This window comes from Thalassoroseus sp. (assembly GCF_984380535.1).
In genome coordinates this window covers 29297-43431 of the sequence record NZ_CFHRBF010000016.1, presented here as the reverse complement: position 1 = coordinate 43431, position 14135 = coordinate 29297, and the positions used below count along the sequence as shown (strand labels likewise).

The 14135-nt window shown below is 53.8% G+C and carries 13 protein-coding genes; 5 read left to right on the top strand and 8 right to left on the bottom strand.

Features of this window, described 5'->3' with window-relative positions; genetic code table 11:
* Positions 1-190: 190 nt before the first annotated feature.
* The gene (locus tag AC5DDB_RS21120) at positions 191-1120 is read left to right on the top strand and encodes a hypothetical protein (RefSeq protein WP_491741753.1); all 930 of its coding nucleotides are present in this window, start codon (positions 191-193) and stop codon (positions 1118-1120) included.
* A gap of 63 nt (positions 1121-1183) precedes the next feature.
* On the opposite strand, the gene AC5DDB_RS21115 is transcribed toward AC5DDB_RS21120, so the two are convergent.
* The 5 genes from AC5DDB_RS21115 to AC5DDB_RS21095 all read right to left on the bottom strand — a co-directional run bounded on the left by AC5DDB_RS21115 (position 1184) and on the right by AC5DDB_RS21095 (position 4651).
* On the bottom strand, positions 1184-1525 hold the full coding sequence (locus tag AC5DDB_RS21115; protein WP_491741752.1) for a hypothetical protein: 342 nt from the start codon (positions 1523-1525) through the stop codon (positions 1184-1186).
* 203 nt (positions 1526-1728) lie between these two features.
* On the bottom strand, positions 1729-3030 hold the full coding sequence (gene egtB, locus AC5DDB_RS21110; RefSeq protein ID WP_491741751.1) for an ergothioneine biosynthesis protein EgtB: 1302 nt from the start codon (positions 3028-3030) through the stop codon (positions 1729-1731).
* Positions 3031-3240: 210 nt separating this feature from the next.
* Positions 3241-3447: a hypothetical protein gene (locus tag AC5DDB_RS21105; RefSeq protein WP_491741750.1), complete on the bottom strand. Its 207-nt coding sequence runs from the start codon at positions 3445-3447 to the stop codon at positions 3241-3243.
* A gap of 55 nt (positions 3448-3502) precedes the next feature.
* Complete coding sequence (locus tag AC5DDB_RS21100; protein ID WP_491741749.1) at positions 3503-3925, bottom strand: DUF2306 domain-containing protein; 423 nt, start codon at positions 3923-3925, stop codon at positions 3503-3505.
* A gap of 123 nt (positions 3926-4048) precedes the next feature.
* Positions 4049-4651, bottom strand: a complete 603-nt coding sequence (locus tag AC5DDB_RS21095; RefSeq protein ID WP_491741748.1) for a heme-binding protein — start codon at positions 4649-4651, stop codon at positions 4049-4051.
* A 102-nt stretch (positions 4652-4753) separates the two neighbouring features.
* Between AC5DDB_RS21095 and AC5DDB_RS21090 the strand changes: the two genes are divergently transcribed.
* From AC5DDB_RS21090 to AC5DDB_RS21080, 3 genes are all read left to right on the top strand, one after another.
* Entirely contained in the window at positions 4754-5161 is a 408-nt protein-coding gene (locus tag AC5DDB_RS21090; protein ID WP_491741747.1) for a DoxX family protein, read from the top strand.
* Between the two features lie 360 nt (positions 5162-5521).
* Complete coding sequence (locus tag AC5DDB_RS21085) at positions 5522-6226, top strand: hypothetical protein (RefSeq protein ID WP_491741746.1); 705 nt, start codon at positions 5522-5524, stop codon at positions 6224-6226.
* A gap of 168 nt (positions 6227-6394) precedes the next feature.
* The gene (locus tag AC5DDB_RS21080; RefSeq protein WP_491741745.1) at positions 6395-7768 is read left to right on the top strand and encodes a sulfatase; all 1374 of its coding nucleotides are present in this window, start codon (positions 6395-6397) and stop codon (positions 7766-7768) included.
* A 16-nt stretch (positions 7769-7784) separates the two neighbouring features.
* Here the strand turns inward: AC5DDB_RS21080 and AC5DDB_RS21075 are convergent, their stop codons facing one another.
* The gene (locus tag AC5DDB_RS21075) at positions 7785-9383 is read right to left on the bottom strand and encodes a HEAT repeat domain-containing protein (RefSeq protein WP_491741744.1); all 1599 of its coding nucleotides are present in this window, start codon (positions 9381-9383) and stop codon (positions 7785-7787) included.
* A 591-nt stretch (positions 9384-9974) separates the two neighbouring features.
* On the opposite strand from AC5DDB_RS21075, the gene AC5DDB_RS21070 reads away from it, so the two are divergent.
* A complete protein-coding gene (locus AC5DDB_RS21070) occupies positions 9975-10916 on the top strand; it encodes a histone deacetylase family protein (RefSeq protein WP_491741743.1) in 942 nt (313 codons plus the stop codon).
* Positions 10917-10964: 48 nt separating this feature from the next.
* Here AC5DDB_RS21070 and AC5DDB_RS21065 read toward each other — a convergent pair whose 3' ends face one another.
* Positions 10965-12761, bottom strand: a complete 1797-nt coding sequence (locus tag AC5DDB_RS21065) for a tetratricopeptide repeat protein (RefSeq protein WP_491741742.1) — start codon at positions 12759-12761, stop codon at positions 10965-10967.
* A gap of 283 nt (positions 12762-13044) precedes the next feature.
* A complete protein-coding gene (locus tag AC5DDB_RS21060; RefSeq protein WP_491741741.1) occupies positions 13045-14127 on the bottom strand; it encodes an LOG family protein in 1083 nt (360 codons plus the stop codon).
* Positions 14128-14135 lie beyond the last annotated feature (8 nt).

Here is a 14135-nt window from a genome sequence, read left to right as displayed (position 1 = left end):
TCTGGGTGAGTACCTATATTATACGGGGTCGGGCAGGCAGCGAATAGAGGTTGTTCGCGACATGCAGATTCACTCAGCACTGTGTTCACTAAGGGTATATTATTCGACGCTGTTCACAACAAACATTCTCTGACGCGGCTTTTAAAGACATAAAAATTTTGCATCAGTCACTATCTGTGAGGTCTTCAAAGTGGCCGTACCGCCGTTTTCCGAGCGAAACCAAAAACCGAACTCCCGTCGTGCCATCATCAAACTGGCGAACGTCAGTCGGGTCGATGCGGATGCGTTGCACACGCTCTACAGCGTGTTTTACGATCTCGACACGAAACAATTTATCCCAACTCGAAGTTGGATCGACGGTAAGGCACTGCTCAAAGACGAGATCCCGGCGGACCAGTTTGACCATGCAGTTCGCGAAGGCGTGTGGATTCCCCCGCGAGAACTTTCCGCCGAGTCATTGACGGAATGGTTTCTCGAGGAGAAACGTCGACTGCCATCACGGGAGCAAATCGGCGATGCGTTCATGGTTGGATTGCGACAGGGGGCGATGCCGTTGCGATCGTTGCTAGGAAGTTACGCGAACTTTCGTGCAGTAAACGAGTCGAATTTCGATCACTGGAGGAACGAGCCCGGTTTCCTCGGAGATATTGAAGTCGCGGAGACCAAGATCTTGGCGGGTTTGCAGTTTCGGCGGTTTCACGGTCCATACATGAGTTGCCATGAAAATATCGTCTATGCGTCGTTAGACTTCGAACAATTCAATCGCTTGCCTTCGGTCGAAGCAACACAAGACGACCGTGACACGATGCGGGCGGTGCTCGATGCGATCCGCAATTTGCCGGCGTCTGCTCAACTCACCGAACTCAATAAGTGTCTGACTGGGACGTTCCCAAGTAACAAGCTTCAGCGGAAACACGTACTCGAAATTCTCGGGTTGGCGGACATTTTGCATCCGCACAGTCAACCGTTGGTTGCGGAACGCTATCTTCGTCCGAGTGAGTGTCCGTTACCAAGCAGTTCCACCAAACGCGATACACGGTATCCACTGTGCTGGTGGACCGGCGAAGATGGCGTCAACGAGAAGGCGGTTGCGGAGTATTTTCCCGGTCTGGAACGGTGAATCAAAAAACGGGCTGATGCAGATTTCTCCGCTCAGCCCATTTTGGGGGAGTCTTCACAAGGCTTAGTGATGGCCGTTGTGGTAATGGTAATGGCCTGGGATGTAATCGTAGTGATTCCCATGGCGTTGGTAAGTTGGCGGATAATAGTCGTAGTGACCATGGTGTCCGTGATGATAGCCGCCTCGATAACCGTGTTGTTGAAATTGATAGCTCGGGTAGCCGTAGGATCGGTAGCCATAGTTCCGATACCCGTAGTTGCGTCCGTAGTATCCACCGCGTCCGTAAGAGCCGCCACCGATACTAAACCGAAACCCGATATTCGCCGACGCTTGTTGCGGGGCCATCAATTCGACACACCCCAAGAGCAACGCAGCCCCAGCTCCCAGTAGCAATGTCCGTTTCATTGGATTCTCCTTCCAGTGTTGTGCAAAGTCGTTCTCATTGGAGAAGGGGCACAAGGCCAAGTTGGGCCGTCTTGAACCAACCTCTCACCCTGAGAATGACTTTTTACGCACCCAGCCCGACACGATTTTGGAGTTTTTTACAAAATCCTTCGCGCCCGGAGGTTTCGCAGGAGAAAACAATCCAATGGGGCAAGGTCGTGCGATCAGATATCGCGTGCCAACCGAAAGCCGCTCATTTGCCAACGGGCATTGGCGGGGAAGAAATTGCGATAGGTGAGGCGGATGTGGTCTTGAGAGGTCAAACACGAACCGCCACGGAGGACCCACTGATCACACATAAACTTGCCGTTATACTCCCCGAGAACTCCCGAGAGCGGTTGGTACCCGGGATACGCAGTGTACGGACTTGCGGTCCACTCCCAAACTTCGCCGAGCAGTTGCTGCATGGACCGAGATGTCGCCGGTGCGGGGTGCAATCGTCCGCTCTCGACGAACCCTCCAGTTGGCGTCTCCGACGATGCAAATTGCTGGGCGGCCACTTCCCATTCTGCTTCCGTCGGCATTCGAGCACCGGCCCAACGGGCATAGGCGTCGGCCTCGAAGTAGCTGAGGTGGCAGACCGGCTCGTTGTCTTCCACCGTACGAACTCCGCCTAGCGTCAGCGTCTTCCAGTCAGAGCCATCACGGTGCCAATACATCGGTGCTTGCCAACCTTCCGACTGCACCACATCCCAACCGACAGACAACCAATATTCCGGCTGCGAATACCCACCGGCCTCAATAAACTGGCGAAACTCGCCATTGGTCACCAAACGGTTCGCGAGTTCAAACGCCTCTAGGAATACCCGGTGTTGGGGAGTTTCATTGTCGAAACAAAATTGGTTTGTCTCCGCAGGCAAACCAATTTCTTGAATGCCCTCAGTGAACGTTTGCCATTCCAGCGAGGGAGCCGGCGTTTCCTTCGGAGCGGCTGCGCCATCCATATACGCGGGCAACAGAGGATTGCATGAGAGCAAATGCTTCACATCGGTGAGTAACAATTCTTGGTGTTGCTGTTCGTGATTCAATCCAATTTCGAGAATCTCGGTTTGCTCGTCTGTCAGACCGGCCTCGATTCGTTGGCAGACGGCATCGTCGACGACTTCTCGATACGCATAGACGTCGCCCAAACTGGGACGAGTCAACATTCCCCGCTTGGGTCGGTCGTGCCGATCCCCCACGCCGTTGTAATACGAATTGAACAGGTACGAAAACTGCGGATGGTACGGCTGATAACCGGGGTCGGCTTGCAGAATAAAGGTTTCGAAGAACCACGTCGTATGAGCCAAATGCCATTTGACGGGGCTAGCGTCTGGCATGGACTGCACAACGCAATCTTCGGGCGAAAGCGGTTCCGCCAGATGTTCGGAAATTCCCCGGGTCCGCCGAAAGGCGGTTCGCTGTTGGTCAGCGTCCCCCAGAACGATTTGTGAAAGGTTGGATCGGGACGCAGGTGGCAATGGCATCGGCGGGATTTCCTGATCAAATTCGGAAGGAAGGCAAAAACCGCTCCCACATCTTATTCACCCAAACGCCATTGGCAACCACCGTAAACAAATCCGTTGCTGAAGAACCCGAGAACGAAATGTACGTCACCGTCGAAATGACAAATGATCAACTATCGAAGACGCGAAACCTGATCGACGATCGCCAGTGCAGAGGAACACTCGCAATAGCTACGCGACTGGTGTGCGGTGTTTTTTCCGGCTGTCGTCGGAGCGGAAGTGCGGACGAAGCAGTTCTAAGGTCAACAGTGGCAACAACCAACTGACCCATGCAGAGATCGGGTAGGTTTCGTTCCCTCCGAAACTCGTAATCGTGAAAAAGCCGCCGAGGATCCGAATGACAATCGCAGAGCACAATAAGACTGCGGTTCGTTCCATCCAGCGACGATGCTCGCGAAACCGGCGTTGAACGGCCGTTCGCTAACCCATCACACTACACGCTGCAGTACCGATCGCCAGACCGACGAAACCCGCCTTCGCAACCGGTCCGCCTGCCGAATACAAATGCCATCCAAAATCCACTTGGCACAACGCCGAATAGAATCACAAAAACTTGCATTTGGCCAAGTCGACGATGCCAACGCGGATACGTTTTGAGATACCGCGTGCTCAAAAGTACGGGCACGAGAATGAGCGAAATCGGCCCCGTGATGAGATGGGGATAAAACGCCCATTGGTAGTCCGCGTAAAAGTAGCTTTGCCGACCTTCCAAAAATTCGGCGGAGAAGTCTGCCGGAAAGTACTGCGGGTAGTTGCTTAGAACACTGATCGTCACTTTGACAAGCAACAAACACGCGGCCAATTGCAGCAGACGAACGGATCGGGAATGTGGATCGAAAGTGACACGACGAGACACAACAGAACGCCAAAAAGTCAAAACGGCGAAGACATCTCCGCTTCCATTGTTTCCGTCGGCCAGTCTCGATTCAAGACTTGCAGGGTCTCATGCACACGATCAACCGATCCCGTTTCCCGCGTGTTACTTTTCGGATTTCTTTTGGATCGGAATCTGTACTTCCCAAAGACGTTTCGCCGGCGGCGTCATGGGGCCGTGATAACCAAGTCGACGCGGTGTCCCATCCGCTTCCCATTGCGGATGATTTTCCAGCCAATCGCGGAGTTGCTCGATGCCCGATGCATAGACCTTCTGTTCGGCATTGCCTTGGATTCCGAGTGCCACAACCGTTTGTGCTGGATGATCTTCAACCTGCACCTGTCCGACACCAGCCCCGGATTCGCCCTGCGACGGACGACGATACAAAAACTCCATCGTAGCGGGTCGTTCGGAGGATTCCTCCGTTGGATACGTGCTGATGACAGGAGCCGTCATCGCGATCTTTTTGACTTGAATATGCGCAAAGAGTTGCCAGAAGAGCTGATTGTCGACCTTATCGGAACTATCCGCAGTTTGAGCAATTGCACTGCGATAGGCGGGGATTTGTTTGATCTCGATCACCCCGGGTTCTGTCGGGCTTGGCCACCCTTCGGGCAAGGGGGCGTCGACTTTCGCAGGCTTGTTGTCGTCTGCGTTCACATGTCCGGCGGTCAGAGTTAAACAGGTTACTAAGAGAAGATGTTTCATCGGGACGTCCTTCGTCGTTTCCGCGGGCTATGGTATGGTCTACGCAAATGTTAGACACCAAATTACGTTTGTCCCCTGGAATCTTTTAAGACGGATCCGTCGATGAGAGTTCTTAAAGCGATTTCGAAGTGGACGCTCGCCGCCTTCATGATCACTGCAGGCGTCATGCATTTCGTTGCCGATGACTTTTTCCTGAAAGTCGTGCCCACATATCTGCCTTGGCCCGAAACGATTGTCTCGGTCAGTGGCGTTGTCGAGATCGGTTTAGGGCTCTTGCTACTGATCCCCAGTTGGACCCAACGAGCCGCCTGGGCCCTGATTGCGTTCTACCTCGTCGTATTCCCGGCAAACATTCACGTCTACTACAATCAACATCTGTTTTCGTTACCGAAGTGGCTCCACATCGTGCGACTACCACTGCAGGGGGTCCTCATTTTCTGGGCATACTGGCACACATTACCAGATGCAAAGTCCCCACGAGAGCCCGGAAATGGCGAGTCGGAAGTCTAGGTATGATGCCTGAAAATTATTCGGTCGAACAACTTTGGATGACACTAGTTTCGATCGACGGAAATTCGCATGGATTGCGTGCATCTTCGGTTTTCCCAGCAAGCCCGGGAGAAACCTAAGTTTTCGACGCGGTGACTGGAAGAGAATTCCTACAGTAAGGCGTGAACACAATCGGCTATCGTGGATCAAATAAATGACGATTCCCCATGACATTCCCAATTCTTTAGTTGGAGTTCATGTGCACGGAAACACGCCAAATCTTATCGAACCAGCGACCAGGCCTTCGCACTCGTCGATGCTACTGGATGCCGTTTAGCCGGTCCTCGTGAAACATCTCCGACACAGTAGGTGGCTCCCAAAGTGTCCGATAAACCCACCGCATACGAACGCTTGATGGAATCCGACGTCACAGTTCCATTGGCTGTTGCAGCTCTTGTTTTGTGTGGCGTCGGCTTTTGGGGTGGCCCATCGCTGATGCTCAAAACGTTCGGCTACGGGGTGGGTGTGTTGTTAATTGCTTGGATGGCAATGTTGCTGATTTTCGGCAGTCACGTCGAAAACCGTAGTCTGCGGAAACTACAGAAAACGTATGGTGGGCGATCACAACGAAGTTTTTTCAACTTCCGGCCGTTCTATCGGTTTTCCCATCGCGGGCATGCGGTATCGTTGCAAAAGTATTCCGGAGGCAGGAACCGTCCGGGTTTGCTTCAAGTCACCGTTGAGTGGCAAAATTCTCCTCGTCCATTCACCATTCGACCGCAGGGAGTCTTTGACTCGTTGCGAAAAATTATCGGTTCGCAAGACGTACAAATCGGGCGAAAGCGTTTCGACGACGCGTATCTCATCCATGCCGATGATCCCGAGGAAATTCGACGATTGCTCGATTGGGAAGTCCAGCGGCAGATCTTGGATGTCCCCGAGCAGAAAAGGCTAGTGATCCGATTGCATGGTGAGGCGTTGCTCGTACGGGCTCAGTACTATAGTTTGACGAGCGACCTCGAAGAGTTCACCGCTGCAGCCCTGCGTGTCTTTGATGCCTTCGAACGTTCCGCCGGCGAATTCTGAAACGCTTGAAGTTTCTCGTCGCGTTTGCAGGCAGGCTGTTCGTAGCGAACACACGGCGTCGACTGCGACACCAAAAACAAGGATGGTCTAGCACTGACCCTTCCGCAGGAATCGGCGAACGCGTACCTTGAATGCCTTCCCTTTTCTTAACATAAGGAATGCAGCGCTATGCATCGAATTTTGTGGAGTGTTTGTTTACTCGCGGTGATCGGAACCGGCCCAGCCAACGCCGCGAAACCCAACGTGCTGTTCATCGCGGTCGACGATTTACGACCGGAACTTGGTTGCTACGGCGTGACAAAAATTCATTCGCCCAACATCGATCGCCTAGCGGCAGAGGGCACTGTTTTCGAGCGGGCATACTGTATGGTGCCGACGTGTGGAGCCTCGCGAGCGAGCCTGCTGACTGGCATTCGGCCGACCCGCAATCGCTTCAAGAGTTATCAGACCTGGGCAGAGAAAGACGCACCCGGCATCACGACCCTCAACACTCATTTCCATGAAAATGGTTACCTAACACTGTCGAACGGGAAGGTGTTTCACCATCCGAAAGACAACGCCAAAGGTTGGACGGAACCGGCTTGGCGACCGAAAAACGTCCAGCAATATCAGTTGTCCGATAGTCGTCGTGCGATGCGGGAAAATCCGAAAGGACGCGGACCGGCCTATGAATCCGCCGACGTTTCCGACCAAGCTTATGCAGATGGTCACATCGCCGAGAAAGCGACCAAGGATTTGCAACGCTTGGCAAAGCAGGACCAGCCCTTTTTCCTTGCGGTTGGCTTTATGAAACCGCATTTGCCGTTTGTCGCCCCGCAAAAGTATTGGGACCTTTACGAGCCGAAATCGATCCAATTGCCAGCGACGTACCATCGACCGAAGAATGCTCCGGATGAAGCGATCCATAGTTTCGGCGAACTTCGGCAGTACGCTGCGATCCCTGCGACCGGCAAGTTACCGGACGAAACGGCTCGCAAGTTGATTCACGGATACTACGCCTGCGTCAGCTACACCGATGCCCAGATTGGCAAGGTGCTTCATGAGCTCGACCGTTTGCAACTCGCTGAAAATACTATCGTCGTGCTCTGGGGCGATCACGGATGGAACCTGGGAGAACACACCCTGTGGTGCAAGCACTGCTGTTTTGAGACGTCGATGCGTGCGCCACTGATTGTCAAAGCACCTGGCTTAAATGGCGGACAGAAAACGCAGGGACTAACCGAGTTTATCGATATCTACCCATCGCTGTGTGACCTCGCTGGGCTCGCGAAACCGGAACATCTTGAAGGTCAAAGCTTTGTGCCCTTGTTGAAAGACCCCTCCAAGAAATGGAAGTCCGCAGCGATCGGGCGGTTTGGCAATGGGGACACGATTCGCACCGATCAGTACCGCTTCACTGCATACACAACGCGTAAACAGGAGCTACAGTCGCGAATGCTTTACGACCACAAAAACGACCCCGGCGAAGACGTCAATGTGGTCGGTCGGAAGGATCTCCAAGACGAAGCGGATTCACTCCTTCGACTGCTTCAAAATCGATGAAGTTACTGTTGGCCCATCACTCGCCGCCGGACGAACCTGGTTCGGCGGCGGTTTTCAACGGGCCGATCGGGTTTAAGTCGGAGATGTTTGGCGCGAGTTTGTTGTTCGCCGGTGTTTTGTTCTGCAACCATTTCGTGAGCGAAGCGATTTGCTCCGCAGGAATCTGAGCGGCTTGCCCTTGCACGGGCTGATTGATCGCATGAGACGCCAGCGGCACGATTTGCTGATAAGCATCCGTCATCACGGCGGGAACCGCATTGGACAAGAATCCCGCCTTCTGTTTCCGTCCGTTGCCGGAGTACCGTTGGACTTCCAGGTGCGTCTCTGGTTTAAAAGCCAGGTAAATGCACCATAACGCTTCCCGGAGATCTGCCCGGCCAGGAGACTTCTGGTAGGTTTCAGCGACTTCTTTGGCAAGTTGCACAATTCGGTGCGCCAATGTCGGCCATTCTACGGTTGCCGGTAGCGGAATCCGACCCAAGGCTTTCGCCGCATAGGCACGCACGACGAGTTCTTGATTCTGATCCGTCAATACATCGCCCAGGGCTTCGAGGATAATCGGTTTCGCATCTTTACCTTGTACGAGATCGACCGCAGAAAGCGCTTCGAGCAGGCTTTGCTCATACCACCAATGATTGTTAGGCTGCTTGAGTTCACTGATGAGTGCCTGGGCGATCTCGTCCTTGTCCAGCACTTGCAGGTCTGCCAGTGAAGCGGTCAATGCGATGTTCCGCAATCCTAAGGCCGCTCGGATTTTGATCGATTCATGCTGTTGGTCGAGTTCACCACCAGTCGGTGTTTGGAGAACTTTGATCAATGGTTTGTAAGCTGGTGCATAGGCTTGTCGCGTGGTACCGCGTCGTCCGTCATCTTCGAGCATGTTGAGGTTGCCCAAAAGGATGACTGCGTTGAGTCGAACCCAGTAGTTGCCTTCCAAGACTTCCTCGGCTCGGGCAGCGACTTCCTTGCAAACTGTGCTACGAATGATTTTGACCTGATCGACGCGTGCCGCCAGGCTACCAGTCGAACGCAACTCCCGTTCAAGTTTTTCACGCACATCGGCGACCGACTCGAAACGGGGGATCTTTTTCTCTTCCTTCTTAGGTGGCGGGGCTGCAAACCCACCGTAGGACTCGCCACCCTCGGGCAGGAAACCACCTTCAGCGCCTCCCACATTCATTTCGCCCGGTTTCGGACGTTCCGTCGTGTACTTCACAACGGGGGGAGTGAAATGCTCGGGCATCGTCATTTCATAGACACGCAATTTGGCCCAGTCGGCGATCTTGCGTTTGTCGTCGGTACTTAGCCCGTTGCTTTGACCACGCAAGACATTGGCAATGCCAATCGAACTTTTCTTCAGAGCTTTTTGCTCGTCTTCCGTCAGCAGAGGCTTCTGGAAAGTAAATACAGGCGGTGCTGCACTCGGGGGAGCATAACCCGGTGGTAACGCCGGAGCGTTCGACTTCTGAGCCGCGGGGCGAAGCGGAGCATTCTGTGCGAAGGCGGCCTCGCCCAGACTCGCCAAGCTGACGGCGAGTATTCCAATCGTTGATCGCAAGAGATGTTGCATCTGATGAGTTTTCACTTTTCCAAGACCTGCAAACGATCGTGACATTCCCCAAAATCCATGGCGAAGGCCGAGTTGCCGACGGTCAACGGAACTTGACGGAGTTGTATGTTGTTTCATGACCTCTCTCCGTGTTCGTGACTTCCGCATTTGAAGACCTTCAGGTATGTCAACATATCTCGCGTTTCATCGAGCAATAATACCCGCTAGCCGCGTGCTTCCCAAATGAATCTTCACTAATGTTCCGCCACATTTTTGAGTCGCGGGAGAATCCCATTCTCACCTGTTCAAGTTACCGTAGCTTGGACTCGTTTTCCAGTAGGAGTTTCAGCCAGTCCGTTGTGAAGACGCGACCCATACGGATTGAACCAGTTTTCGAGTTTGGTTGACTTTTGCAAACGTCGACGAATGTCGAGCCGACAACTCCCCGACGGGGATGTTGGCCGCAGATAGGTTGTGTCTATAAGGTTATCACTCTCAAAATTTGAAAGTCAAGTTGATTCCGGTCTCCGCGGTCTTCCTGCGTGACGATTTGCACGTCGACCGACGCTCTGTCAGAATGCGCGAACTTCGAACGATTGCGCGGTTTCCGGAAACAACGGGGACCGTTCGTGTTCCATCAATCAGGCGACGACGATCATGTCCGTGCGACTTTTCACCGATGATGTCTTTTTGAAACACGAAACCGGTGAACACCCGGAGCGACCGGCTCGCCTGAGTTCGATTACCCAGAAACTGCACGAGCAGGGGCTGATCGAACGTTGTCAAGCTGGTGAAGTTCGTCCAGCGACCAATGAGGAATTGCTGCGAAACCACACGGAATCGCACCTCAAAACCATCTCGGACATCGCGGGAAAATCAAACGGGTGGTTGGACTCGGACACGCCGTACTCCGCGTTGTCCGCCGAAGTGGCTCGCAAAGCCGCCGGCACTGCAGTCGAAGCCGTCGATGCCGTTTTCGGTGAGAATTGTTCAAGAGCCCTCGCCCTCATTCGCCCTCCTGGTCACCATGCCCGTCCGTCGGAAGCGATGGGATTCTGTCTGTACAATAACGTCGCGGTGGCTGCTCGGTATGCGATTGCGAAGAAAAACATCGAGCGGGTCATGATTATCGACTGGGACGTGCATCACGGCAACGGTACGCAGGACTCGTTCTACGATGACGAGCAAATCACATTCTTTTCCGTTCATCGGTCCCCGTTTTATCCAGGCACAGGAGCCGCTAACGAGACCGGGAGCGGGGCCGGTTTAGGACATACGCTGAACTTGCCGTTGCGGTTCGGAATCACACGGAAGGAATATCACGCCGCTTTCGCGAACACACTGGCCGATGCCATCAAGAAAAGCCGTCCCCAGTTGATACTACTTAGTGCCGGTTTCGATGCTCATACTGCAGACCCGATCGGTTCGCTCGGCTTAGAATCCGAGGATTTCGAAACCCTCACACGATTGATCGCCGATGTCGCCGACCGTGAATGCGAGGGCCGACTGGTCAGTCTCCTCGAAGGCGGTTACAACCTCGACGCCTTGGCTGAATCCGTCGCATGCCATCTGGAAGTGCTGCTCGAAGAACCGCAGTAGAATTGTGTGTCACGGCTTTGAGACACGTGACACACAATTCCTGATTGATCAATACGGTCGCACGACCGGTAATTGTTCTTCGTTTCCGAAGGGTTTCGGATCGACGATGGTTTCATCGGGTAGCGGCGTGGCAATTTCGAATCGAACGGGTTTTGCGCTACGATGACGGATCGGTTGCGACTGTGGGGCTCCGGCAATCGGGATCGCGTCCCATCGGCCGGTTGTGGCCGTCGACAGCAGTGTCCGATTGCCTTCGCGGTCAATGGCGGTCACTCGCCATGAGCGGTCGCTCGACCACATGCGGTCCGCGAAACCGCGTCGGTCCTGTCGGGCTATTGTGCGGATTTTCTCGCCGGAAATTTCTTCGAGGTGCACAGTCATTTCGCCAACTTGCGGGTATTGCAAGACCAACGACAACGGCATCTCCGGCGATTCTCCACTTTGAATCGGTGTGCCAGTTTCGGCGACACGTGAGAATCTCGCTTGAAACCCATCCTTCGTGACCGACAACGTCGGCCGGGTCAGTAATTTCTCGCCGATGCGAACCGCCATCCGGGCTTCATCGAGCTTCCAATCGCGTGTGGCTTCGATCACCAGGTCGTCCAATCCGAATCGGCGTTCGAACCGAGCCACCAGTGTTGTCGTCAGGTGTGCGGTCGCGGTATTTGGAACCTGTCCCGTGCCAAGTGTTCCCACCGCATTCAGCAAAATCGGGACGGAAGCTCCTTCGACAGTTTCCGGCCGACTAAGTTGCTTGGCAAGTTGCGTGGCATTATTGGCGTTGGAATAGACAGACAGCAATGCCATTCGGCTTTGAGATGATTCCAGCCCGACGTCGAGGTTCCGCAGGATCGCATCTTCAGCCGCGGTGATCGCTCCTCGTCGAGCCAGCAACATACCGCACTGTAAATTGACTTCCCACGCATCGGTCGCCTGTTCCAACGCAGCGAGAGCCGTCTCTGAAGCGCACGCGAGTTCAAGGTATTCCTGAATCATCGCTTGGTTGCAAAGCGCGGCCGCCAGCATTTCGTCACGACGAAAGTTGTCGTCGCCGAAGGACGCCAATTGCTGGTAGGTTTCCGCCGCCGGCGTCCACTGACCGAGTTCCTGCTGCGTGCGTGCGACGTAGTAAAAATAGGGCGGGAAACACTCCATGAAGCGTTCCATCCGGCTGAGAATTCGCAAGCGAACTTCCGGTCGCTCTTCGTTCATTGCATCGGCAAGTTGATCGAGATCGTTGCCCCGCACGAGCCAATGATCGGGAATGTCTCGTTTGCGAGCGAGTTTCCAGAACGTATCGAGAAACAAGAACGACTTGTCAGCAACCGCTTGCAGACGTTCTTTTTCGATCTTCCATAATTGTAATTCGCGGTCGTGGACACTCGAGCGGTAGTCCCACCAGCTACGGGCTCCGGTTTGCAAAGCGGATTGATACTGTGCAGTCGCCAGTTGCGTACTGAGTCCGAATGCCGCCAGCGAAATGTCCCGCATGACCGCCCGTTTATGAGCGGCTTGAATCACCTGACGTTCCTGCTCCGCGATTTGCACCTCGGAAATCTCACTCAAAACCGCTGTGTAGAGTCGAATGACTTCCGCGTCGGCAATTCCGTTGAGATTTAGATTGTTGAGAACTTTCTCCTGCTCCTCCATTAACACGCGTTTGGAGGGCGTGCGTTGTAAGCGGTGAAATGATGCTCGACAATAATTGAGCGCCACCGCCGTGCGACGAGCGGCTGCCGGGTCGAGATCGATGTCTTCACCCGCATAACTCACGGACGAGACCGTGATCATGAACAGCAGGAGTACCAAGCTGCGTCGGTAGAGTGTTGAATGCTTACGAATCATGGATCGGCACACTTCGTAGACGTTGGCCCTCGACATTCAAACCCGCTTCCATTCGGTTCGACGTCGGAAATTCGCATCGTCAACTGACGCGATCTGATGATTTCAATTTCGGGAACCCCAAACGGCCTTCCACACCGCAACGTCATCAACAACCAGTTTATGAATTGTCGGTGAGCTGCGTGCAGAGAAACCACCCATCAGCACCTGAGTTTTCCAAACCTGTTGTCAGTTCGGTAAACGGGTGAAGATGGATTGTTTGCGTTGAGTTTTTCGAATGACGGTTTCAGGTGGGGTCCACGGGCGTGAAACCGTCCAGCGTTGCATCGCTGAGTTCATCGTTCAATCGGTCCACCATTTGTCGAAGACGTCCGACGCCACGGCGATTAAACCGCAAACTCAGGCGGGGCAAATCACGCAAGTGTTCGTCGTCGGCTTCCAATTCATGCATGGCCGTTTTCTCAATTTTTCCCGACTCGACAATGTCGGCAAATTCTTTGTTCAGTTCTGCAACGAGTTCATCACTTGGTTCGCGGTGGAGTCGTAACACCAGCCGGTCTTTGACGTACCGCATGCTGTTATACACGTCATAGAACCCAATGATTTCATTGACGGCTTCCTGGGCATTGTCTGTGACTTTGTAAAGGGACAGGTCGTCCGGGGAGATCAGTCCATCGCCGAGAAGTTCTTCGACGACGAATTCCTGCCAGCGTTTCCAATAAGTTCCGCCGGGCTGATCCAGCATCACGATCGGCATGAGATCGCGTTTGCCGGTTTGGACGAGCGTCAAAACCTCAAACCCTTCATCTTGCGTGCCAAAACCGCCAGGACACAAGACGATTCCGTGTACCTCTTTGACAAATAACAACTTACGGGTGAAAAAATATTTGAGGTGTACTAATTTCTCGTCGTTATGAATGATGTAATTTGCATCTTGTTCAAACGGGAGCATGATATTCACACCGATCGACATATCCCGACCGGCCCCGACATGGGCACCTTCCATGATCCCACCGCCAGCTCCCGTGACGACCATCCACCCCTGCTCGGCCATCAACCGTCCGTATTCCACGGACTGTTCGTACGCCGGGTGACCTTCCTTCAATCGGGCCGAACCGAACACAGTCACTTTTCGCTGACGACGCAACGGCGTGAACACCTTGAAGGCATATCGCAATTCTCGCAGCGCTCGACTGACAAGTTTCAAGTCGCCACGTGTTGCATCGTCACGGAAAAATTTGTCAGCCGTTTGCTTGATCTCGTCGACCAACGCCGATTTCTGACGCAAGTCAGGATCATGCTCTGTTGGCAGAACGTCGGACTCCGAGACGTTCGGTCGAGTGTGGCGAGGTTTCTTCGATTGGCTCATGGTCGTCC

What these genes read in the sequence shown, in the direction of transcription:
- AC5DDB_RS21060 (WP_491741741.1), bottom strand. Translation starts at nt 14,127, where the DNA reads ATGAGCCAATCGAAGAAACCTCGCCACACTCGACCGAACGTCTCGGAG.
- AC5DDB_RS21090 (WP_491741747.1), top strand. Translation starts at nt 4,754, where the DNA reads ATGAGAGTTCTTAAAGCGATTTCGAAGTGGACGCTCGCCGCCTTCATG.
- egtB (WP_491741751.1), bottom strand. Translation starts at nt 3,030, where the DNA reads ATGCCATTGCCACCTGCGTCCCGATCCAACCTTTCACAAATCGTTCTG.
- AC5DDB_RS21075 (WP_491741744.1), bottom strand. Translation starts at nt 9,383, where the DNA reads ATGTCACGATCGTTTGCAGGTCTTGGAAAAGTGAAAACTCATCAGATG.
- AC5DDB_RS21080 (WP_491741745.1), top strand. Translation starts at nt 6,395, where the DNA reads ATGCATCGAATTTTGTGGAGTGTTTGTTTACTCGCGGTGATCGGAACC.
- AC5DDB_RS21070 (WP_491741743.1), top strand. Translation starts at nt 9,975, where the DNA reads ATGTCCGTGCGACTTTTCACCGATGATGTCTTTTTGAAACACGAAACC.
- AC5DDB_RS21105 (WP_491741750.1), bottom strand. Translation starts at nt 3,447, where the DNA reads ATGGAACGAACCGCAGTCTTATTGTGCTCTGCGATTGTCATTCGGATC.
- AC5DDB_RS21095 (WP_491741748.1), bottom strand. Translation starts at nt 4,651, where the DNA reads ATGAAACATCTTCTCTTAGTAACCTGTTTAACTCTGACCGCCGGACAT.
- AC5DDB_RS21065 (WP_491741742.1), bottom strand. Translation starts at nt 12,761, where the DNA reads ATGATTCGTAAGCATTCAACACTCTACCGACGCAGCTTGGTACTCCTG.
- AC5DDB_RS21115 (WP_491741752.1), bottom strand. Translation starts at nt 1,525, where the DNA reads ATGAAACGGACATTGCTACTGGGAGCTGGGGCTGCGTTGCTCTTGGGG.